18 protein-coding genes and 1 tRNA gene are annotated in these 20,269 nt (G+C 65.1%); 9 read left to right on the top strand and 10 right to left on the bottom strand.

Annotated features, from left to right (window positions below; genetic code table 11):
- Positions 1-87: 87 nt before the first annotated feature.
- Genes AC1RQP_RS03245 through AC1RQP_RS03235 form a run of 3 tightly spaced genes read right to left on the bottom strand, consistent with a single transcriptional unit; the run spans position 88 to position 3,016 of the window.
- Positions 88-1,446, bottom strand: coding sequence for a TRAP transporter large permease (locus AC1RQP_RS03245; protein ID WP_492935907.1), 1,359 nt, complete (start codon positions 1,444-1,446; stop codon positions 88-90).
- Positions 1,443-1,997 carry a TRAP transporter small permease gene (locus tag AC1RQP_RS03240; protein ID WP_126257747.1) on the bottom strand — a complete coding sequence of 185 codons (555 nt, stop codon included), beginning with the start codon at positions 1,995-1,997 and terminating at the stop codon, positions 1,443-1,445. The genes AC1RQP_RS03245 and AC1RQP_RS03240 overlap by 4 nt, the downstream gene beginning before the upstream one ends.
- On the bottom strand, positions 1,994-3,016 hold the full coding sequence (locus AC1RQP_RS03235) for a TRAP transporter substrate-binding protein (protein ID WP_197969357.1): 1,023 nt from the start codon (positions 3,014-3,016) through the stop codon (positions 1,994-1,996). Before AC1RQP_RS03235 ends, AC1RQP_RS03240 begins: the two co-directional genes overlap by 4 nt.
- Before the next feature lie 315 nt (positions 3,017-3,331).
- Between AC1RQP_RS03235 and AC1RQP_RS03230 the strand changes: the two genes are divergently transcribed.
- Positions 3,332-3,577, top strand: coding sequence for a pentapeptide MXKDX repeat protein (locus AC1RQP_RS03230; protein WP_036027965.1), 246 nt, complete (start codon positions 3,332-3,334; stop codon positions 3,575-3,577).
- 141 nt (positions 3,578-3,718) lie between these two features.
- Here AC1RQP_RS03230 and AC1RQP_RS03225 read toward each other — a convergent pair whose 3' ends face one another.
- The gene (locus AC1RQP_RS03225) at positions 3,719-4,066 is read right to left on the bottom strand and encodes a DUF6481 family protein (RefSeq protein ID WP_061881510.1); all 348 of its coding nucleotides are present in this window, start codon (positions 4,064-4,066) and stop codon (positions 3,719-3,721) included.
- A gap of 264 nt (positions 4,067-4,330) precedes the next feature.
- Here AC1RQP_RS03225 and AC1RQP_RS03220 point away from each other — a divergent pair, with 264 nt between their 5' ends.
- From AC1RQP_RS03220 to AC1RQP_RS03210, 3 genes are all read left to right on the top strand, one after another.
- The gene (locus AC1RQP_RS03220; protein WP_239623506.1) at positions 4,331-4,567 is read left to right on the top strand and encodes a hypothetical protein; all 237 of its coding nucleotides are present in this window, start codon (positions 4,331-4,333) and stop codon (positions 4,565-4,567) included.
- A 78-nt stretch (positions 4,568-4,645) separates the two neighbouring features.
- Positions 4,646-4,876 carry a hypothetical protein gene (locus tag AC1RQP_RS03215; RefSeq protein ID WP_239623507.1) on the top strand — a complete coding sequence of 77 codons (231 nt, stop codon included), beginning with the start codon at positions 4,646-4,648 and terminating at the stop codon, positions 4,874-4,876.
- A gap of 184 nt (positions 4,877-5,060) precedes the next feature.
- Positions 5,061-5,822, top strand: coding sequence for a hypothetical protein (locus AC1RQP_RS03210; RefSeq protein ID WP_492935906.1), 762 nt, complete (start codon positions 5,061-5,063; stop codon positions 5,820-5,822).
- A 273-nt stretch (positions 5,823-6,095) separates the two neighbouring features.
- On the opposite strand, the gene AC1RQP_RS03205 is transcribed toward AC1RQP_RS03210, so the two are convergent.
- Together AC1RQP_RS03205 and AC1RQP_RS03200 are read right to left on the bottom strand one after the other, a co-directional pair.
- Positions 6,096-6,254 (bottom strand): hypothetical protein, encoded by a 159-nt coding sequence (locus AC1RQP_RS03205; protein ID WP_492935905.1) that lies wholly within the window; start codon positions 6,252-6,254, stop codon positions 6,096-6,098.
- Positions 6,255-6,363: 109 nt separating this feature from the next.
- Positions 6,364-6,558, bottom strand: coding sequence for a hypothetical protein (locus AC1RQP_RS03200; protein ID WP_239623509.1), 195 nt, complete (start codon positions 6,556-6,558; stop codon positions 6,364-6,366).
- A 185-nt stretch (positions 6,559-6,743) separates the two neighbouring features.
- Here AC1RQP_RS03200 and AC1RQP_RS03195 point away from each other — a divergent pair, with 185 nt between their 5' ends.
- Entirely contained in the window at positions 6,744-7,016 is a 273-nt protein-coding gene (locus tag AC1RQP_RS03195) for a hypothetical protein (protein WP_492935904.1), read from the top strand.
- A gap of 139 nt (positions 7,017-7,155) precedes the next feature.
- Here the strand turns inward: AC1RQP_RS03195 and AC1RQP_RS03190 are convergent, their stop codons facing one another.
- A complete protein-coding gene (locus AC1RQP_RS03190; protein ID WP_028176428.1) occupies positions 7,156-7,383 on the bottom strand; it encodes a DUF2171 domain-containing protein in 228 nt (75 codons plus the stop codon).
- A gap of 113 nt (positions 7,384-7,496) precedes the next feature.
- On the opposite strand from AC1RQP_RS03190, the gene AC1RQP_RS03185 reads away from it, so the two are divergent.
- Complete coding sequence (locus tag AC1RQP_RS03185) at positions 7,497-8,771, top strand: hypothetical protein (RefSeq protein WP_492935903.1); 1,275 nt, start codon at positions 7,497-7,499, stop codon at positions 8,769-8,771.
- A 50-nt stretch (positions 8,772-8,821) separates the two neighbouring features.
- Here AC1RQP_RS03185 and AC1RQP_RS03180 read toward each other — a convergent pair whose 3' ends face one another.
- From AC1RQP_RS03180 to AC1RQP_RS03170, 3 genes are all read right to left on the bottom strand, one after another.
- On the bottom strand, positions 8,822-9,040 hold the full coding sequence (locus AC1RQP_RS03180; protein WP_492935902.1) for a hypothetical protein: 219 nt from the start codon (positions 9,038-9,040) through the stop codon (positions 8,822-8,824).
- Positions 9,041-9,771: 731 nt separating this feature from the next.
- Entirely contained in the window at positions 9,772-10,428 is a 657-nt protein-coding gene (locus AC1RQP_RS03175; RefSeq protein ID WP_492935901.1) for a hypothetical protein, read from the bottom strand.
- Positions 10,429-10,568: 140 nt separating this feature from the next.
- Positions 10,569-10,645: transfer RNA gene (locus AC1RQP_RS03170), tRNA-Arg, on the bottom strand.
- A 403-nt stretch (positions 10,646-11,048) separates the two neighbouring features.
- Between AC1RQP_RS03170 and AC1RQP_RS03165 the strand changes: the two genes are divergently transcribed.
- The 3 genes from AC1RQP_RS03165 (at position 11,049) to AC1RQP_RS03155 (ending at position 20,269) form a co-directional block, all read left to right on the top strand.
- Complete coding sequence (locus tag AC1RQP_RS03165) at positions 11,049-16,253, top strand: alpha-2-macroglobulin family protein (protein WP_492935900.1); 5,205 nt, start codon at positions 11,049-11,051, stop codon at positions 16,251-16,253.
- A gap of 114 nt (positions 16,254-16,367) precedes the next feature.
- Positions 16,368-18,476, top strand: coding sequence for a penicillin-binding protein 1C (pbpC, locus tag AC1RQP_RS03160; RefSeq protein WP_492936372.1), 2,109 nt, complete (start codon positions 16,368-16,370; stop codon positions 18,474-18,476).
- 50 nt (positions 18,477-18,526) lie between these two features.
- On the top strand, positions 18,527-20,269 hold the full coding sequence (locus tag AC1RQP_RS03155; RefSeq protein ID WP_492935899.1) for an ArnT family glycosyltransferase: 1,743 nt from the start codon (positions 18,527-18,529) through the stop codon (positions 20,267-20,269).

Genomic DNA, 20,269 nt, shown 5'->3' with positions numbered 1-20,269 from the left:
TAGCGCCGTGCCCACCATCTCACCGCGATAGTCAACAAGTGGTGGACACGCTTCGCTTTGCCCACCCTACAGCAGGTGTGGTTGCGGCTACCTGCTCCCGTCCGGCCCCATCACGAGATCCGGCAGCCAGGTCGAGATCCCCGGCACGAAGCACAGCAGCAGCACTGCGAGCATCATCAAGAGCACGAAGGGCAGGGTGCCCCAGATCACCTCGCTGAGCGGAATGTCCGGTGCGACGTTGCGGATGACGAAGATGTTGAGGCCGACCGGTGGATGGATCAGCCCCATCTCCATCACGATGGTCATGACCACGCCGAACCAGATGATGTCGAAATTGGCGGCGCGCAGGGGCGGCAGGATGATCGGCGCGGTCATGAGAATGATCGACACCGGCGGCAGGAAGAAGCCGAGCACGACCACCATGACGAGGATCGCGAACAGCAGCTCCCAGCGCGGCAGGTGCATCGCGACGATGGATTCGGCGACCGATTGCGAGATGTGCAGATAGCTCATCACGTAGGAATAGAGCAGTGACATGCCGATGATCATCATCAGCATGGTCGATTCCCGGATCGTCGACTTCATGATGGGGGCAAGGTCGCTCGGCCGCCACACGCTGTAGATCGCGGCGATCAGCGCCAGCGCCAGCAGGCCGCCGAGCCCCGCGGTCTCCGACGGCGTGGCGTAGCCGCCATAGAGGGCGATCATGACACCGGTGAGCAGCAGCACGAACGGGATCACGCGCGGCAGTACGCTGAAGCGCTCGGCCAGCGTGTACTCGTCGCGGGTCAGGATCGCAGCCTCGGGGCCGCCATTCTTGTAGACCGCTTCAGCCGCGGCATATTCCTGCCGGAAGCGGATCACGGCGTAGGCGCCGAACAGGGTGACCAGCAGCAGGCCCGGTCCGATGCCGGCGAGGAACAGCCGCCCCAGTGACTTTTCGGCCGCGACCGCAAACAGGATCATGGTGATCGAGGGCGGCAGCAGGATGCCGAGCGTGCCGCCGGCGGCGATGATCCCTGCGGCAAAGCCGCCGGAATAGCCGCGCTTGCGCATCTCGGGGATGCCGGCCGAGCCTATCGCCGAGCAGGTCGCAGGCGAGGAGCCCGCCATCGCCGCGAACAGCGCGCAGGCGAACACGTTGGCGACGCCGAGGCCGCCGGGGACCCGGTGCAGCCAGGCGTGCAGCGCCGAATAGAGATCCTGGCCGGCGCGCGATTTGCCGATCGCCGCGCCCTTCAGGATGAAGAGCGGGATCGACAGCAGCGTGATCGAGGCCATTTCCTCGTAGACGTTCTGCGTGACCGTATCGAGCGAGGCCGAGGGCATGTAGATGCCCATGAACACGACGGCGACCGCACCGAGCGCGAACGCGATCGGCATGCCCGAGAACATCACCAGCAGCGTCACGATGCCGTAAGCGACGCCGATACCGAAAACGCTCATGGCCGCCTGGCTCCGACGAATGGCAGCGCAAGCTGCACGAGGATCTGGATGCAGAGCAGGCTCATCCCGAGCGCCATCAGCGAATAGGGAATGGCGAGCGGCGGCGACCACATCGAGTTCGAGACCTGGCCGTCGACATAGGCCTCATGGGCGAGTGTCCAGGATTTCCAGGTGAAGAAGGCGCAGAACAGGAACGTGGCGGCGTCGACCAGCCAGAGCCGGATCCGGTTCGCCAGCGGCGAGAGCAGCCCGACGAAGGCCTCGATGCCGATATGGCCGCGGTTCTGTTGCACGTAGGCCGCCGTCATGAAGGTCGCGCCGACCAGCAGGAACACGGCGGCCTCGTCCTGCCAGTAATTGGCGGCCTTGAACAGAGCGCGGCTGAGCACGCTGTAGCTCAGGATGGTGCAGGCCGCGACCAGCGCGATCGACGCGAACACCACGATGATGCTGTTGAGGACGGCGAGACCGCGATCGATCGCTGGCGCAAGGCCGGTCCCTGCGGCAGCGATCGTCTTGTCGTCGCGGTCCGGAAGCGGACCGTGACTCATGCCGCGACGTCGATGGCGAGCTTGAGCAGGTTTGCGGCCGTCGCGGTCTTGGCGCTGTAGTCCTTCCAGGCGGTGTCGCGGGCGATGTCCCGCCACTTGCCGACGGTCGCGGCGTCGAGCGCCGAGACCTTGGCGCCGGCCTTCTCGTAGACCTTGGCGACCTCGACGTCGTCATCCTGTGCGCCCTTGCGGCCGAACGCTTCGAGCTCGGTACCGACCGCGAGCAAAATGTCTTGATGGTTCTTCGGCAGCTTGTCGAAGATCGCCTTCGACATCATCAGGGGCTCGAGCATGAACCAGTAGGAGGCGCCCGCGCCCGAGGTCAGCGACTTCGCGACCTCTTCGAGGCGGAACGAGATCAGGCTGGTCGAGGAGGTGATGCCGGCATCGCAGGCGCCGGTCTGCATCGCCGCGTAGATTTCGTTGGAGGGGACCGACAGCACCGAGGCCCCGGCGGTCTGAAGCACCATGTCCATCTCGCGCGAGCCGCCGCGCACCTTCATGCCCTTGGCATCTTCGGGCGCGACGATCGGCTTGGAGCGGCTGGCGACGCCGCCGGCCTGCCAGACCCAGGTGAGCAGGATGATGCCCTTGTCGGCGAGGAAATCGGTCAGCGCCTTGCCGACCGGCTCCTTCTTCCAGCGCAGGCCCTGGTCGTAGGTGGTCACGAGGCCCGGCATCAGGCCGATATTGGTCTCCGGCACCTCGCCGCCGGCATAGGGCATCGGATAGAGGCTGATGTCGAGCGCGCCCTTGCGCATCGCGGAGAACTGCGCGTTGGTCTTGATCAGCGAGGAGTTCGGATAGATCTCGGCGGCGATGTCGCCATTGCTGCGCTTGCTGACCTCGGCGGCGAACATGCGGCAGAGCCGGTCGCGGAAATCGCCCTTGTCGATGGTGCCGCCCGGGAACTGGTGCGAGATCTTCAGCGTGGTCGCGGCGTGCGCCGTACCGGTGCCGAAGCGGAGGATGGCGGGCGCAGCGACGGCGGTCGCGAGCAGATGGCGGCGCGTGAGCATGGCGTGATTTCCTTGGACGATTCTTGTTGGTGTGATTTCGGTCTAGTCCTTCAGACCGGCAGGGAGGCCCATCCTAGCCGGTCTTCCACCCGATATTCTCTCATCTGATAGTTCGAGACCGAATGTCCGGGCAAGTGCTGGCCGTGCTGCGCTGCACACTTCCTGGTTACGAGCCCGGAAGTACGCCGAACGAGAAATAGGGGAAGGCTCACCGAAATTTGTCGGCGGCGGCGTAACAACGCCGGCTGGCGATCCGTCGGGATTGAATAGCGGCGTCCGTCGCTGACAAACTCCATCTCGAAGGGAAGTTGAACCATGACCATTCGCACCCGCATCGTGCTCGGCGTCTCGGCTGCCGCTCTCTCGCTTGGCCTCGCGTTTGCCCCGGCCGCCTTTGCTCAGGACAAGATGGGCAAGGATGACGGCATGATGAAGAAAGACACGATGTCCAAGGACGGCATGATGAAGAAGGATACCATGTCCAAGGACGACGGCATGAAGAAGGACCACATGTCGAAGGACGGCATGAAGAAAGACGACGGGATGATGAAGAAGAATTGATCGTCGTCGTGGTCGTAGCGCGCCTGCCTCGGGCAGGCCGCGCAACCTCCAATTCCGGCGGCGGCCTTTGAGGCCGCCTCCGGAACGGTGCTTTGGTTCAAGTTCAATGGGGCGCTACGAGCGCACCTTACTTGTTACGTGTTACTTGCGCTTCGCCTTGCGGGCGGCGTAGCGCGCGTCGCGTTTGGCCTTTTGCTCGGCTTCGAGCGCAGCCAGTCTCTCGGCGGCTTCCTGGGCCTCGCGGGCGATCCGTTCGGCTTCGGCCGCCTTGGCTTCCTCCTCGATGCGCTTCTGCTCGGCCTTCTCCGCCTCGCGCGCAGCCTTCGCCTCGGCGCGCTTGGCCGCGAGTGCCTCGCGTTCAGCACGGCGCGCGAGCACCGCCGGATCGTCGGGGCCCGGTTGCGATTTGAATTTGTTCAAAAGATTTTTGCGGGCTTCCTGCGCCGCCTTTTGCCGGTCCGTGAAGCCGGGTTCCCTGAATCCACTCATCTACGAGCCTTGTCTTCCTCGCTTTCGATCCTACATTCGTGCCTGTTGGTACGTCGGCTGGGCATAGCAGGCGCCACGCGACGCTGTAGCGTGTACATCGGCGCGCGTCGCGAAGCCACCCATAATCGCAGCCGATCAGGTCAACGAAAAATCGCCCCCCGACGATCTCTCGTAGCCCGGAAAAACTGCTGAATTGTGATGTCCCTCATAAGGGAGCACGAGCGCGACGCCTAGCGTCCGCCCGGAACGAGACGGAGCACGGGCATGATGACCTTCCGACCGAGCCTGAAGGCGCTCGCAATCGCCTTCGTCCTGGCAGGCGCGACCGGCGCCGCAGTGCTGTTCGCGCGCCCGCAGGCGGTCGATAGTGCCGTGCTGGGGGCGGATTGGGAATGCAGCCAGACCGCATTCGTGCTCACGACCTGCGCACCGCGGGTCCAGCGGGCGATCCCGGCCATCGAAACCTCACGCAAGGACGCGACCCCGCCGCCCCGGGGCTGAACTCGGGGCAGGCTGATCCGGATGTGACGCGACGCCGCAGAGGTGATAAAGCCGGCTCGCCAGCGCGATCAGGCGGCCATGTCCGAGCCCAAATCCGAACCCGGCGAGAAGCCGAATCCTCGCCCGAACAGTCGACCCAAGCGCCAGCCCGGTGACGACCGCCGCGGCGCGATCGCCGGATTGATCATCGCGATCGTGATTCTTGGCGTGGGCTGGTGGCTTGCCCGGGATCTCACCGCAGCCAGCAAGATGCAGGATTGCCTGATGTCCGGGCGAAGCAATTGCAACGTGATTGAGCCGGCTCGCTAGAGGCGCTTCAGGGCGGCCCGCCGGGAGGCCGTTGAGGCCAAAAATTGCCGTGATCTTAATCATTTGTAACGGGACTTAGCCGATCAAGCAGGTCAGTTATGTCGGCCCGCATCGGCCCGGCGCGCGGCGAATCGTCTATCGCGCTGGGAATGACGGCGATCGAGAGAGCAGGGGGCGAGCACGCATGAGTGCGTCTAAACGCATGAAGATCATCATTCCATTGGTTTCGGCCGTGTCGTTGCTCGCGCTTTCGGCGCAGGCTCAGGACGCCAGGCCGACGAGGGATGCCGGCCCGCCGCCGGCCCGCCAAGGCGTAGGCGCGCCAGCCCCGACCAATCAGAACATGCGCAAAGGTCCCCCGCCACAGCAGGCGGGCCGGCCCGTCGACCAGCAGCCCCATGCGGGTCCCGCCCGGCACAGTGCCGGCGGTCCGCCGCCGGGACGTCACGTCGCCCGCGGCCCCGCTCTGGCGCGCGACTGGGGCGGACATACCTATCGCGGCAATCGCGCCTGGGAAGGCGGCCGCTGGCGTCATGAGGTCCGCAACGGACGCTCCGGCTGGTGGTGGGACGTTGGCGGCGTCTGGTATTATTATCCGCAGCGAATGGCTGGTCCGCCTGCCTACATCTCGGAGGACTATATCGACGACGTGCCGGTGGCCTATGCCCCGCCGCCCGTCGCCTACGCGCCACCACCTCCGCCTCCGCCACCGGCTGACCCCGGCGCCAGCGCGCTCGGCGGCGCGATCGTCGGTGGCGTGCTGGGCGGCCTGATCTCGGGCAACGCAACAGGAGCCGCCGCGGGCGCCGTTCTCGGCGGCGCGACGGGCGCGATCGCCGGCGCCACCGCTGCATCCCAGCCCGGCTACTACTGGGCGCAGGGCACCTGCTACTACCGCTATCCGAACGGCCAATATGTGCAGGCCGATCCCCGGGCGTGCTACTGAGTTTTCCAAGCGGATTGAGCGCGGAGGCGGGCCCAGGCCCGCCTCTTTTTTGTGTGCCGGCTTCAAATGAGCGCTGGCGCTGGCGGCCGCCTCACGCAAGTCTCAAAGAAAAATATCCGGATGATTCGCGGGGGATGTGGGACATGCTGGATGCCATCCAGATCAGCGTGGCGCTTTGGGCCATGATCGTTTGCGGCGGGATCAAACTCTCTCAGGCGCTGTCTTGCCTGTTCTAAAGCGCAATCGGACGAGGACGATCGCTCGCCTTGCGCGTCAGGACACGAGCCAGCTGAAGAATGCCATCGTGGCCCAGACCAGGCTGCCGATCCAGGCCACCATCACCACGCCGATGGTGCCAAGATACGCGATGCCAAGCAGGTTCGAGCTATGTCGCTGCTTCGGGACGACTTCCGTGGCTGCTTTGCGTGTCATGACCGGGCCTCATCCAAGAAGCGTCGAAGCGCTGTTTAGCGGAGATTGCCGGGGACAGGCTGTGACGTAGTTCACAGATCTGCCCGTGAGGCCTGAAAGTACCCCGCAATCATACGGACGAAATTGCCATGGGCTTGTCCAGATGACCGGCTAGGGTCACCTCATGTGCACCAAGTACGATCCCCAGCACGAAGCCGAGGCCGCAATGAAGCGGGCCGCGGAGGCCGAAGGTGCCGACCGGCAACGGCTGATCCAGCTGGCCCTGGCGTGGCATCAGCTCGCCCGCGATCCACACGATGAGCATGCCGACTCCTCATCGTCAGCCGGCCACATGGCTCGGATCGAATAGGGCGGCCGAATGAGAAAAACCCCGTGCTCGGGGGACAAGCACGGGGTCCTTCAAAGCCGACCGGGGTTGGCAGGTCGGCACCACTCGAGTCGGATGTCCAACGCCCTGATTGCGCGTTCGTTCCGCATCGATCCGCGGCGATGAACGGCTCGCGCGCTTGGCGCGCAGGAACATTCGTTCCACGGCAGCGTTGTGCGGCTATGACGGATCCCGAGCTACGCGCACAGTCTTTCGAGATCGCCTGGCGATATCTCGACCAGTCCGGCCTGCTCACGGGCGAGCACAAGGATTCCGCCCGCTTCATCTTGAACCGGATCGACCGCATGATGTTGCGTGGAGAGCGACGCAGGCTGTTGCTGTCGAATGCCGCGATCGATGCCTACCGGCTGCGGCCTGTGCTCGTGAGTGCATGACCGACATGGCTGAACCGGTCATTAACGAATCTTCGGCCTCGCAATTTGCGATCGCGATTCGTGCTTTGCGAACGAAGCGGAGTCGGATCGTGAACAAACAAAAAGCCCCCGAAGGGGCTCAGTGTTTCAGCTCAGTGTTTCAGGCGGCTTCCGTCTTCGGTACGGCGTCGGCATTCACCGACAGCTTGACGATATCGCCTTCGACGGCGCCGACATATTTCGTATCGATGTAGTGATGATGGTCCTTGTGACCTTCCGGGCTGTCCTTGCGCGTCAGCTTGATGCGATTGCCCTCGACGCGATCGACGGTGCCGACATGTGCGCCGTCCTTGCCGATGATCTTCATGTGCTCTCTGATGTCAGCCATGCTGTCCTCCTTGTGTGGATTCAACTGCGAGGACGCGTGTTCGTTGCAGCGGGCGCGTTGGACCCACGGCGTGTTCCGGACGTTGACGTCCCATCGGAACCGTCAAGAAGCGCATGGAGACCATTCGAGCCTATCTGGAGCGAAAGCACGAGGAACTCAGGCTGTTGAATGACTGCCTGAGAAGCCGGTTCGATCTGGCGTGTCCGCGTTCGGTCGACGAGGTCGTCAGGTCCAAATTCCAGATCACTGCCGCGCTGAGGGCGGAGCACGAGTTGCAGAAGTGGAAGGCGACGGAGACAGCCTGGTCGCATACGGCCGATCCCGCCAGCGGGCCGTTCGCGTTCAGTTACGACTACCAGCGGGCCGATCTCACGGTGCGCGGTCCTTCGTTCTATGAGTTCGACTGCGGCTGCACGAGCACCGCGGTCTACACCGCCTCGGGCATGGCCGCGATCTCCGCCGTGCTGCTCGCCTCCGCGCAAATCGTCGAGAAGGCTGATGTCCTGGTGCTTCCAGGCTCCTATGGAGAGACGCTGGAACTGATCCGGGGCTTCGTCCCGCATTTGCGGCTCGAGGCCTTGAAGCTGCCGCTGGGCGATGCATTTGCTCCGGCGAACGCGCCGCGAATACTTCTGTTGGATTCCTGCTCTTTCGCCGGCGCTTTCGAGGCGGCGCTCCGCTGTGACGGCTCGGGCCTCGATCTCCTGGTTTTCGATACGACATGCTTCGCCGGCAGGTCTGGCCGCATCAGGCGTGTCCTGAGATGGGCCCGGCGATACGGAATCCCGCTGGTGTTGGTGCGAAGCCACAACAAGCTCGATTCGCTCGGAGCGGAATATGGCCGGCTCGGCTCAGCCGTTTTCGTGCAAGGGAACGAGCATCAGCAGCAGCGGGCAGGGGGCGTTGAATGGGCACGTCTCGCGTCCGAAACCCGAAACGCGGTGCGGCTTTTCGGTGGCGCGGCGTTGCCGGCGCACTTCCCGCCCTTCGCAGGCAGCGCGGCGTACTGGGCCCTCACGCAGAGGCGTGTCGCGGCGATCTTGCGCAACGGCCGAAGCACGGCTCGATATTTCACCGCGAAGCTTCCGTCGCTCTCGGCCGAGCTTCATTTCACCCACGGTCTGTACGTGACCCTCCGAGGAAAGCGGGCGCTCAACGAGGCGGCAGCGCGGCAGGCTGCCGAAGACATGAGCAGCGAATTGCGCGGGGAGGGCTTTCCCATCCGCCACGCCGGCAGCTTCGGCTTCGATTTCGCGGCGACCGAATGGTTTCACGATGCGACCACGGACCAATACAGCGTCCGGGTGGCGGTCCCGGATCTTCCGACGGAGCTTTGGAATGATCTGGCCGCCGCAATTGCGCGGTGGTGGATGGCGCATCAGAGGTGAAGGGTGAATGCGAGGTCTCGTCGATAGCCGCACGAGGCGTGCGCCTCGCATCAATCGATCGCCAGGCAGTGTTCCAGGGCGGGCCTCTCGGCGCCGCGACGCGCCCACTCCTGAACGGCGAAGGCAAGGTGGTGCTGGCCCATCGCGGCGCCGACGATCGATGCCTGCGCCACCTTGATGGGCTTTGTCACCACATTGGTGTTCACGAGGCCTGCGTCAATCGCCAAGTACGACATCGCGACAATCGCCACCGCAGATGCGACAGCCATTCTCGTCCATTCGGATTGAGGCATCGGGATCCTTCTCGGGCACACTTCGCCCCGCGGATAGATAGGGCCGATGTGCTCGGTTGAAAGCCCGGAGCGGAGTGACCCACGCATTCGTGAAGGACGATGGATCGGCACTGGCAAAAACGCTGGCGATCCCGGCAGGACTCGAACCTGCACCCGCGGACTGATACTGTAATCAGTCTTTGGGGGCGCTGAAGATAGCCAGTCGGAGTGGCGACCGACGTTTTGCGCAGCTGTAACGGCCCGCGCTTCTTCGCCTTCGCCGTTCTTGCCATTCGCCGCCTGCGGGTCGGCTTCCCCAATAGTCTGGTTTGGGCAAGACGCGGAGAGCTTCGGGTTGCCTCTGTCATTTAGCAAAGCACCGTAGCTAGCGACTACCTCTTTGTCCTCTGAGAACAGGTAAACTTATGCTTGCCACTAGCCGGGTGAAATCGCGGCGTTCCGATTCTGGTGCCCCATATGTGTCCACAAGAATAGACCGGCAGGCCATCAATTCTTGTGCGAGCTCGATGCGCTTCTTTCTGCGCTCCAATGCGCGATATTGAACCAGCCGTGGGCATACAGAAGCAGAGGGGCAAAGCCGCCGAGAAATGCCCTGAGTATGGTTGTTGTTTCTGCACTCATCTAGCGCCTTGACCGACAACTCAATCACAACTAGCGGGACTCATAGCTTCAACTGCGTCCTCCACAGCGCAATGCTGTGCTTCCAGTTACCGGTTGATTCTAGGACTGATCAACAAAGAGACTGAAACACCCGGTTGCGGCCTTTCGCGAACTAAGTCGTAGGGGATGTTCGCCGATGCAAATGCACGCTGAACTGCCACGGCCGCCGGCGGCAAATTGTCTGCATCTGGCACGGCGATCTGAATCCCAGATCGCGGCCTCGCACCGACTCCAAAAAATGAAGACTCTACCACAATCCAACCGCCGACGGATTTGAATACAGACACCAAATCCGCTGCAAGCTGGAGTGCGTCAGCCGTTGGCTCCGTTGCTATCGTGATGGTTGGATTGTCACCGATCGGGATTAACAAACCTGCGATCAGCGTTGCTCGCTGTTCCTTCGTGAGCCGGCGGGGCTCGATGGCTGCGAGCCGGGCCTCCAGGTGGTCTATTCTCGCCTTGGCTTCAGCAGGGCTCGCCCCACTGAGCTTGTCTTTGTAGTCGTCTCTCTGGCTCTTAAGGAAGGCGATCTCGGAATCCTTGTTGCTGATTATGCTATCTTTGTTGCGGACTACGCCTCCATAGCTCCATTCCATCAGCCCCCAGATTGAGACAGCCATCAACACCAGCAACGTGATAAAGGTCGGCCAGTTGGCCCGAATCATCGGCCAACCTGCGAACAGGTTTTGCAACCATTGCGGCATTCGAGTTTTCTCCCCCGCCTAAGTCGATCTAGCCATAGGTTCGCTCAAAGAGCGAGCAGGCGCGCAGAAGGACCCCAAAATGGGGAGTGGAAGAACTGAGCCGATACGAACGCAAGCTGCTGAGTTGTTAGTATAAAGACTGGCGATCCCGGCAGGACTCGAACCTGCAACCCGCGGAGTAGAAATCCGCTACTCTATCCAGTTGAGCTACGGGACCGTTTTGAGCCGCCCGGTTTGGGGGCTGGCCGTTCATCTAACATGCCAATATGAAAAATCTGGTGTTTCGCCAAGCCTGAACCGAACCGTTTTCCTCAATGCCGCGACAAAGTGGAACGGTGGCGTGTCAGGGTGCCGGGTTGAGCGGCAGCGGACTGGACGATGGATCGCATCGCCGGGGCCGCTGAGGAGCTTCCGGGACACCGCCGCTGGTCGACTGGTCCGGTATTGCTGCGCCATCAGGACGGCGCGCGCGGCGGTATCTTGATCGGTCTCCTCTGGGCTTGCCTTGTCATGGCGATTGCGACGATTTGCACCTTTGGTTCCATCGCCTTGAGGCCGTCACCTTTCCGCGCATTTCATGCGACAAGCGGCGTTCGTCCGCGATTTCCGGGAGTCCATCCATGATCGGTCTTGTTCGCGCCGTCACGATCTGCGCCGCGCTGGCGCTCGGCCTTTCGGCTGCGCAGGCCGCCGACAAGGCCTTCAAACGCGACGATCTCGCCGATTCCGCGATCAAGCTGGAGGCCCAGATCAAGAGCGAGGCGGGGCCGGTCGCCAAGTCCAGCGCGACGCTGCGCACGGATGCCGACGCCGCCTTCCGGCGCAATGATTACCGCACCGGGCTGTCCGTCCTCGGCCAGATCGCGGCCACCATGCCAGACGATGCCGGCACCTGGCTGCGGCTTGCCAAGGTCATCTTCCAGATCTCGCCGAAGAGCTCGAGCGAGCAGACCTTCCTGCTCGAGCGGGCCTCGACCGCCGCCTATATCGCCTATCAGCGCGCCGGAAACCCGGGCGAGGAGGCCGACGCACTCGCCGTGCTCGGCAAGTCGCTGGCCGAACGAAAATTGTGGCGGCCGGCGCTGGATGCATTGCGGCTGTCGCTCGACATGCGCGAGGTTGCCGACGTCCGCGGCCAATATGAGAAGATGCGCGACGAGCACGGCTTCCGGCTGCTCGACTACACCGTGGACTCGGATTCGGCGAGCCCGCGCGCCTGCTTCCAGTTCTCGGAAGAGCTTGCCAAGCGGACCGACTTCGCGCCGTTCCTGGCGCTGGCGGGGCAGGACAAGCCGGCGCTGTCGGCGGAAGGCAAGCAGCTCTGCGTCGACGGGCTGAAGCACGGCGAGCGCTACAACATCAATCTGCGCGCCGGCCTGCCGTCCACCGTGAAGGAGGGCCTGCCGAAATCGGCCGAGTTCAACATCTACGTCCGCGACCGCAAGCCCTTCGTGCGCTTCACCAGCCGCGCCTATGTGCTGCCGCGGACCGGCCAGCGCGGCATTCCCGTGGTCAGCGTCAACACGCCCGCGGTCAACATCAACGTCTTCCGGATCGGCGACCGCAATCTGATCAACACGGTGGTCGACAGCGACTTCCAGAGGACGCTGTCGACATACCAGCTCTCCGATCTCGGCGACCAGCGCGGCGTCAAGGTCTGGTCCGGCGAGCTCGCGACCGCGATGACGCTGAACCAGGACGTCACCACCGCATTCCCGGTGGACCAGGCGCTCGGCGAGCTCCAGCCCGGGGTGTACGTGATGACCGCCGCGGCCAAGGGCCCGGGCTCGGACGACGAGTCCCAGCTCGCGACGCAATGGTTCATCGTCTCCGACCTCGGCGTCTCCGCCTATTCCGGCAATGACGGCATCCATGTCTTCGTCAACTCGCTGGCCTCGACCGATCCGGTCGGCAAGGCAGAGGTGCGGCTGGTTGCCCGCAACAACGAGATTTTGGCCACCCGCAAGACCGACGATAGCGGCCACGTGCTGTTCGAAGCAGGGCTCGCGCGCGGTGAGGGCGGCCTGTCGCCGGCGATGCTCACCGTCACCGGCGAGAAGGCCGACTATGCCTTCCTCAGCCTCAAGTCCTCCGCCTTCGATCTTTCCGACCGTGGCGTTTCGGGACGTGCGGTGCCGGCCGGCGCCGACGCGTTCGTCTATGCCGAGCGCGGCGTCTACCGCTCCAGCGAGACCGTCTATCTGACCGCGCTGTTGCGCGACGGTCAGGGCAATGCCGTCACCGGCGGGCCGATGACGCTGGTGATCGAGCGTCCCGACGGCGTCGAATTCCGCCGTGCCGTACTGGCCGACCAGGGCGCCGGCGGCCGCACGCTGGCCGTGCCCCTCAACTCGGCCGTCCCCACCGGAACGTGGCGGGTGCGCGCCTTCACCGATCCGAAGGGATCGTCCGTCGGCGAGACCACCTTCCTGGTCGAAGATTACGTCCCCGATCGGATCGAATTCGATTTGTCGGCCAAGGACAAGCTGATCAAAGCTAATGCTCCAGTGGAGCTGAAGGCGGACGGCCATTTCCTCTATGGCGCGCCGGCTTCCGGCCTCCAGCTCGAAGGCGACATGCTGGTGGCGCCGGCGAGCGAGCGCCCCGGCTTTGCCGGCTATCAGTTCGGCGTCGACGACGAGGAGACCAGCTCGAACGAGCGCACGCCGCTCGAGAACCTGCCCGAGGCCGACGCCAACGGCGTTGCGACTTTCCCGGTCACGCTGGACAAGCAGCCGGCCTCGACCCGGCCGCAGGAGGCGCAGATCTTCATCCGCATGGTCGAGACCGGCGGCCGCGCCGTCGAGCGCAAGATCGTGCTGCCGGTCGCGCCCGCCGCGGCGCAGATCGGCATCAAGCCCCTGTTCGGCGACAAGAACGTCGCCGAGGGCGACAAGGCCGAGTTCGAAATCGTGTTCGTCTCGCCCGAGGGCAAGACGCTGCCGCGTGATGGTCTGAGCTATGAGCTCCTGAAGATGGAGTCGCGCTACCAGTGGTACCGCCAGAACAATTATTGGGAGTACGAGCCGGTCAAGTCGACCTCCCGCGTGGCCGACGGCGACGTGACGATTGCTGCCGACAAGCCATCGCGCATCTCGCTCAGCCCCCAGCCCGGTCGTTACAGGCTCGACGTCAAATCCAACGATGCCGACGGCCCGGTGACCTCGGTGCAGTTCGACGTCGGCTGGTATTCCGACGGCAGCGCCGACACGCCGGACCTGTTGGAGACCTCGATCGACAAGCCGCAATACGCCTCGGGCGACACCATGACGGTGTCGGTCAATGTCCGCAGCGCCGGCAAGCTGACCGTCAACGTGGTCGGCGACCGCCTGCTGACGACGCAGACCATCGACGTCAAGGAAGGCACCGCACAGGTGAAGCTCCCGGTCGGCAAGGACTGGGGCACCGGCGCGTACGTCGTGGCGACGCTGCGCCGTCCGCTCGATGCGGCGGCCCAGCGCATGCCGGGCCGCGCGATCGGGTTGAAATGGTTCGGCATCGACAAGCAGGCCCGGACGCTGCAGGTGAAGCTGACGCCGCCTTCGCTGATCCGGCCGAACTCGGCGCTGAAGATCCCGGTCAAGCTCGACGGGCTCAATCCGGGCGAGGACGCCAAGGTCGTCATCGCCGCGGTCGATGTCGGCATCCTCAACCTCACCAATTACAAGCCGCCGGCGCCGGACGATTACTATCTCGGCCAGCGCCGCCTGAGCGCGGAGATCCGCGATCTCTACGGGCAACTCATCGACGGCATGTCGGGCACACGCGGCCAGATCAAGTCCGGCGGCGACGCCGGCGCTGGTGAGCTCCAGGGCTCACCGCCAGCGCAAAAACCGCTCGCGCTCTATTCGGGCATCGTCACGGTCGCCGCTGACGGCACGGCCGAAGTGAGCTTCGACATCCCGGAGTTCGCCGGCACCGCGCGGGTGATGGCGGCGGCGTGGACCGCCACGAAGCTCGGCCGCGCCAACACCGACGTCGTGATCCGCGATCCCGTGGTGCTGACCACGACCCTGCCGCGCTTCCTGCTCAACGGCGACCACGGCACGGTCAATCTCGAGATCGATAATGTCGAGGGCCAGGCTGGCGACTACGTCATCAACGTGAAGACGGGCGGCCCGGTGAAGATGACCGGCAATCCCGCGACCACCGTGAAGCTCGCCGCCAAGCAGCGCAACGCGTTCTCGCTCGCGATCGACGCGACTGCGGCGGGGCAGGCGACGCTCGACGTCGACATCAGGGGCCCGAATGGCCTCGCGCTGGCGCGCCACTATGCCTTCGACGTCAAGGCGGCGACGCAGGTGCTGGCACGGCGCTCGATCCGCACCCTGGCGAAAGGCGAGAGCCTGACGCTGACCTCGGACATGTTCTCCGACCTCGTGCCGGGCACCGGCAGCGTCTCGGTCTCGGCCAGCCTGTCCACCGCGCTCGATGCGGCGACGATCCTCAAGGCGCTCGATCGCTATCCCTATGGCTGCTCGGAGCAGATCACGAGCCGGGCCATGCCGCTGCTCTATGTCAACGATCTCGCCGCCGGCGCGCATCTCGCCATGGACACCGAGGTCGACCAGCGCATCCGCGACGCGATCGAGCGGCTGTTGGCGCGCCAGGGCTCGAACGGTTCGTTCGGCCTGTGGTTGGCCGGCGGCGACGACGCCTGGCTCGACGCCTATGTCACGGACTTCCTGACCCGCGCCCGCGAGAAGGGGTTTGCGGTGCCGGACGTGCTGTTCAAGAACGCGCTCGACCGCATCCGCAACTCCGTGGTCAACGCGAACGAGCCGGAGAAGGACGGTGGGCGCGATCTCGCCTACGGCCTCTACGTGCTCGCGCGCAACGGGGTCGCGCCGATCGGCGATCTCCGCTATCTCGCCGACACCAAGCTGGCCAATCTCGCAACGCCGATCGCGAAGTCGCAGCTCGCGGCGGCGCTCGCTCTGGTCGGCGACCGCAACCGCGCGGAGCGGGTCTATGCCGCCGCGCTCGACAGCCTCGCGCCCAAGCCGGTGCTGGAGTTCGGTCGCACCGATTACGGTTCGCAGCTGCGCGATGCCGCAGCGCTTGTCTCGCTCGCCAGTGAAGGCAACGCGCCGAAGGCGACGTTGACGCAGGCAGTGTCGCGGGTCGAGTCCGCGCGCGGACTGACGCCCTACACCTCCACGCAGGAGAATGCGTGGCTGGTGCTGGCGGCGCGGGCACTGGCCAAGGAGAACCTCTCCATGGAAGTGGACGGCCAGCCGGTCAAGACCGCGCTCTACCGCAGCTACAAGGCGGACACGCTGAGCGGCAAGCCGCTGAAGATCACCAACACCGGCGATGCGCCTGTGCAGGCGGTGGTCTCGGTGTCGGGCTCGCCGGTGACGCCGGAGCCAGCCGCATCCAACGGCTTCAAGATCGAGCGCAGCTACTTCACGCTCGACGGCAAGCCGGCCGACATCAGCAAGGTCAAGCAGAACCAGCGCTTTGCGGTGGTGCTGAAGATCACCGAGGCCAAGCCTGAGTACGGCCACATCATGGTGTCGGATTATCTGCCGGCGGGCCTGGAGATCGACAATCCCAAGCTGGTGTCCTCCGGCGACAGCGGCACGCTGGACTGGATCGAGGACGGCGAGGAGCCCGAGGATACCGAGTTCCGCGACGACCGCTTCACCGCGGCCGTCGACCGCGCCTCGGATTCCAAATCGGCGTTCACCGTCGCCTATGTCGTGCGCGCGGTGTCGCCCGGCAAATATGTGCTGCCGCAGGCCTATGTCGAGGATATGTATAATCCATCGCGCTATGGGCGGACCGGTACGGGTACGGTCGAGGTGCGGGCGGCGAAGTGAGGTGGTGGGTTCGAACGTAAGCGGGATTGTATGAGCGACGCGGCGCCACATTCTCAGTCGTCATGCCCGGGCTTGTCCCGGGCATCCACGGACTTGGGCGCCGCTGGCAAGAACGTGGATGGCCGGGACAAGCCCGGCCATGACGGAGTGCGGGGCAGGGGCCTTCGTGCCCTCTCAGCCCTCGCGTTCACCCTCATCCTCGCTATCGTCAGTTTCGTCGGCTGGGTCTATTCGCTCGGTCCGCTTCCGCTCGACGAGGCTCGGCAAGTCTCCACCACCATCGTCGACCGCAACGGAAAGCTGCTGCGAGCCTATGCCATGGCCGACGGGCGCTGGCGGCTGCCGGTCGATGCCAGGACGAACGTCGATCCGACCTATCTGAAACTGCTGTTCGCCTATGAGGACCAGCGCTTCTACGCCCACAACGGCCTCGACCCGCTGGCGCTGGCGCGCGCGGCGCTGCAGCTCGGAACGCGCGGCCACATCGTCTCGGGCGGCTCGACCATCACCATGCAGCTTGCGCGGCTGGTGGAGCCGCGGCGGCAGCGCTCGCTTCATGCCAAGCTGCGCCAGATCGTGCGCGCGATCGAGCTGGAGCGGACGCTGAGCAAGGAGCAGATCCTCGATCTCTATCTCGCGCTCGCGCCTTACGGCGGCAATCTCGAAGGCATCCGCGCGGCTTCCATCGCCTATCTCGGCAAGGAGCCGAAGCGGCTGTCGCTGGCGGAGGCCGCGCTGCTGGTCGCTTTGCCGCAATCGCCGGAAACCCGCCGGCTCGACCGCCATCCGGACGCGGCGCGCAAGGCGCGCGACCGCGTGCTGGACCGCATGGTCGAGGAGCATGTGGTCAGCGCAGACGATGCCAGGCAGGCCAAGGCGGTGCCCGTGCCGAAGCTGCGCAAGCCGATGCCGATCCTGGCGCCGCATGCCTCGGATGCCGCGCTTTCGACGGTCAAGGACGCGCCGGTCATCAAATTGACGCTCGATGCGAACCTGCAGAAGGTGCTGGAGCCGCTGGCGCGCGACCGCGCCATCGCGCTCGGGCCGAACATCTCGGTCGGGATCATCGTCGTCGACAACGAAAGCGGCGACGTGCTCGCGCGCGTCGGCTCGGCGGATTATTTCGACGAGAGCCGGGCAGGGCAGGTCGACATGACCCGCGCCGTCCGCTCACCGGGTTCGACGCTGAAACCCTTCATCTACGGGCTCGCCTTCGAGGACGGCTTTGTCCATCCCGACAGCCTGATCGACGACCGGCCGGTCCGCTTCGGCTCCTACGCGCCGGAGAATTTCGACATGACCTTCCAGGGCACGGTGCCGGTGAGGAAGGCGCTGCAATTGTCGCTGAACGTACCGGCCATCGTGCTGCTCGACCGCGTCGGCTCCAGCCGGTTGGCGTCTCGACTGCGGCAGGCCGGCGGCAACCTGGTTCTGCCCAAGGACGAGACGCCAGGGCTCGCCATGGGTCTCGGCGGGGTTGGCGTGACGCTCCAGGACCTCGCCCAGCTCTATGCGGGTTTCGCCCGCCTTGGCACCACCAAGCCGCTGCGCGAGGTCGTGACTGAACAGGACGACCGCGAGCCGCTCCGGCTGCTGGATCAGGTCGCGGCCTGGCAGGTCGGCAACGTGCTGCTGGGAACGCCCCCGCCGGAGAACGCTGCCCACAACCGCATCGCGTTCAAGACCGGCACATCCTACGGCTATCGCGACGCCTGGTCGGTCGGCTTCGATGGCCGCATGACCATCGGCGTCTGGGTCGGCCGGCCCGACGGCGCTCCGGTTCCCGGACTGATCGGGCGCGTCGCTGCCGCGCCGATCCTGTTCGACGCCTTTGCCAGGACCGGCAAGACGCTTGCCCCGTTGCCAAAGGCGCCCAGGGGAACCCTGGTGGCGGGCAACGCCAAGCTGCCGCTACCCCTCAAGCGGTTCCGCCCGGTCGGGGAACTGGTGCGCACCGGGAGCGAGCAGGCGCTGCACATTCAGTTTCCGCTCAACGGTTCGCGGATCGATGTCGATCGATCAGGCAGCCGGGAGAACGCAGCCATGCCGGTCAAAGTCGCCGGCGGCGTGCTACCCATGACGATCATGGTTAACGGCGCCGCGCTTGGCGAGATCGACGGCCGCCGCCAGAGGTTGATCGATCCGCCCGGACCCGGCTTTGCCCGGGTCACCGTGATCGACGCCACGGGCGCCGCGGACACAGTCGTCATTCGAATTCAATGACCCTGCCTTAAGCGGTTGTGGCGATGGCGGTTTCAGCGTAAGCGGAACCAATGGCCGAGACCTACCCAAGCCCTCGTTTTGGAGCACCCCGCGAGTCGAAATCACCCGCAAATCCGGGCAGTGGACTCGTGCGCATGCTCGACATCGTCACGGCCAGTCATGCGCGCGCGGTCGGCTTCCTGGTGCTGTGCGCGCTGCTGCTGTTTCTGCCAGGCTTCTTCACCATCCCGCCAATCGATCGCGACGAAGCGCGGTTCGCCCAGGCCACCAAGCAGATGGTCGAGAGCGGCGACTATGTCGATATCCGCTTTCAGGAGGACGTCCGCTACAAGAAGCCCATCGGCATCTACTGGTTGCAATCGGCGACGGTGGAAGCCGCCTCGATGCTCAAGCTGCCGAAAGCCGAATTGCGGATCTGGGTCTATCGGCTGCCGTCGCTGTTCGGGGCGATCGGCGCCGTGCTCATGACCTATTGGGCCGCGCTAGGCTTCGTCACGCGGCGCGCCGCGGTGCTGGCGGCGCTGATGATGTGCGCCTCGGTGCTGCTCGGCGTCGAGGCGCGGCTCGCCAAGACCGACGCGGTGCTGCTGCTCTGCGTGGTCGCCGCGATGGGGGCGATGGCGCGGGCCTATCTGTCGTGGCAGCGCGCCGAGGACGAGACGCATCCGCCCTGGAGCTGGCCCGCGATCTTCTGGACCGCGCTCGCTGCCGGCGTCCTGATCAAGGGCCCGCTGATCCTGATGTTCGCAGGTCTCACCATCGTCGTGCTTGCGATCCAGGATCGCGATGCCTCCTGGCTGTGGAAGCTGCGCCCGCTCTGGGGTCTGATGTGGATGCTGGTGCTGGTGCTGCCCTGGTTCCTCGCGATCTTCTGGCGCGCGGGAGAGGCCTTCTTCGCGGACTCCGTCGGCGGCGACATGCTGAGCAAATTGGGCGCCCAGGAATCCCATGGCGCGCCGCCCGGGCTTTACCTGGCGCTGTTCTGGATCACGTTCTGGCCCGGCGCGCCGCTTGCGGCGATGGCGGCGCCCGGGGTGTGGCGGGCGCGGCGCGAGCCCGGCGCGCAGTTCCTGCTGGCCTGGCTGATCCCGTCCTGGATTGTGTTCGAGGCCGTGCTGACCAAGCTGCCGCATTACGTGCTGCCGCTCTACCCGGCGATCGCGATCCTCACCGCAGGCGCGGTGGAGCGGCGCGTGCTGTCGCGTTCCTGGTTGATGCGCGGTTCGGCCTGGTGGTTCGCGATCCCCGCAGCCGCCTCGATCATCGCGGTCGTCGGGTCGGTGATGCTGACGCGGCAGCCGGCCTTCGTGGCCTGGCCGTTCATCGCGGCCTCGCTGATCTTCGGCCTGTTCGCCTGGTGGCTTTACGACAACAATCGTGCCGAGCGCTCGCTGCTCAACGCGCTGGTAGCAGCCCTGATGCTGGCTGTGACGGTCTACGGCATCGTCCTGCCGTCACTGACGCCGCTGTTTCCGAGCATCGAGATCGCGCGCGCGCTTCGCAACGTCACCTGCGTCGGACCGAAGGCGGCTGCGGCCGGTTATCACGAGCCGAGCCTCGTCTTCCTGGTGGGGACGCGGACCCTGCTCACCGACGGCTCCGGTGCGGCGGATTTCCTGCGGCAGGGCAGCTGCCGCTTCGCGCTGATCGAGCAGCGCTCGGAGCGCAGCTTCGTGCAGCGCGCCGAGGCGATCGGGCTGCGCTACAAGGTCGGCGCGCGCATCGACGGCTATAACTTCTCGCAAGGGCGCGCGATCTCGATCTCGATCTTCCGTTCCGAAGGCACCGAGTAG

The organism is Bradyrhizobium sp. GW821-FHT13H06, assembly GCF_058803975.1.
The sequence above is the reverse complement of the archived record's forward strand: the minus strand, read 5'-3'. Positions and strand labels throughout refer to the sequence as shown.

Excerpts from the sequence above, each read along its gene's own strand:
- AC1RQP_RS03245 (WP_492935907.1), bottom strand. The coding sequence starts at position 1,446 with ATGAGCGTTTTCGGTATCGGCGTCGCTTACGGCATCGTGACGCTGCTG.
- AC1RQP_RS03240 (WP_126257747.1), bottom strand. The coding sequence starts at position 1,997 with ATGAGTCACGGTCCGCTTCCGGACCGCGACGACAAGACGATCGCTGCC.
- AC1RQP_RS03235 (WP_197969357.1), bottom strand. The coding sequence starts at position 3,016 with ATGCTCACGCGCCGCCATCTGCTCGCGACCGCCGTCGCTGCGCCCGCC.
- AC1RQP_RS03230 (WP_036027965.1), top strand. The coding sequence starts at position 3,332 with ATGACCATTCGCACCCGCATCGTGCTCGGCGTCTCGGCTGCCGCTCTC.
- AC1RQP_RS03225 (WP_061881510.1), bottom strand. The coding sequence starts at position 4,066 with ATGAGTGGATTCAGGGAACCCGGCTTCACGGACCGGCAAAAGGCGGCG.
- AC1RQP_RS03220 (WP_239623506.1), top strand. The coding sequence starts at position 4,331 with ATGATGACCTTCCGACCGAGCCTGAAGGCGCTCGCAATCGCCTTCGTC.
- AC1RQP_RS03215 (WP_239623507.1), top strand. The coding sequence starts at position 4,646 with ATGTCCGAGCCCAAATCCGAACCCGGCGAGAAGCCGAATCCTCGCCCG.
- AC1RQP_RS03210 (WP_492935906.1), top strand. The coding sequence starts at position 5,061 with ATGAGTGCGTCTAAACGCATGAAGATCATCATTCCATTGGTTTCGGCC.
- AC1RQP_RS03205 (WP_492935905.1), bottom strand. The coding sequence starts at position 6,254 with ATGACACGCAAAGCAGCCACGGAAGTCGTCCCGAAGCAGCGACATAGC.
- AC1RQP_RS03200 (WP_239623509.1), bottom strand. The coding sequence starts at position 6,558 with ATGCTCATCGTGTGGATCGCGGGCGAGCTGATGCCACGCCAGGGCCAG.
- AC1RQP_RS03195 (WP_492935904.1), top strand. The coding sequence starts at position 6,744 with ATGAACGGCTCGCGCGCTTGGCGCGCAGGAACATTCGTTCCACGGCAG.
- AC1RQP_RS03190 (WP_028176428.1), bottom strand. The coding sequence starts at position 7,383 with ATGGCTGACATCAGAGAGCACATGAAGATCATCGGCAAGGACGGCGCA.
- AC1RQP_RS03185 (WP_492935903.1), top strand. The coding sequence starts at position 7,497 with ATGGAGACCATTCGAGCCTATCTGGAGCGAAAGCACGAGGAACTCAGG.
- AC1RQP_RS03180 (WP_492935902.1), bottom strand. The coding sequence starts at position 9,040 with ATGGCTGTCGCATCTGCGGTGGCGATTGTCGCGATGTCGTACTTGGCG.
- AC1RQP_RS03175 (WP_492935901.1), bottom strand. The coding sequence starts at position 10,428 with ATGCCGCAATGGTTGCAAAACCTGTTCGCAGGTTGGCCGATGATTCGG.
- AC1RQP_RS03165 (WP_492935900.1), top strand. The coding sequence starts at position 11,049 with ATGATCGGTCTTGTTCGCGCCGTCACGATCTGCGCCGCGCTGGCGCTC.
- AC1RQP_RS03155 (WP_492935899.1), top strand. The coding sequence starts at position 18,527 with ATGGCCGAGACCTACCCAAGCCCTCGTTTTGGAGCACCCCGCGAGTCG.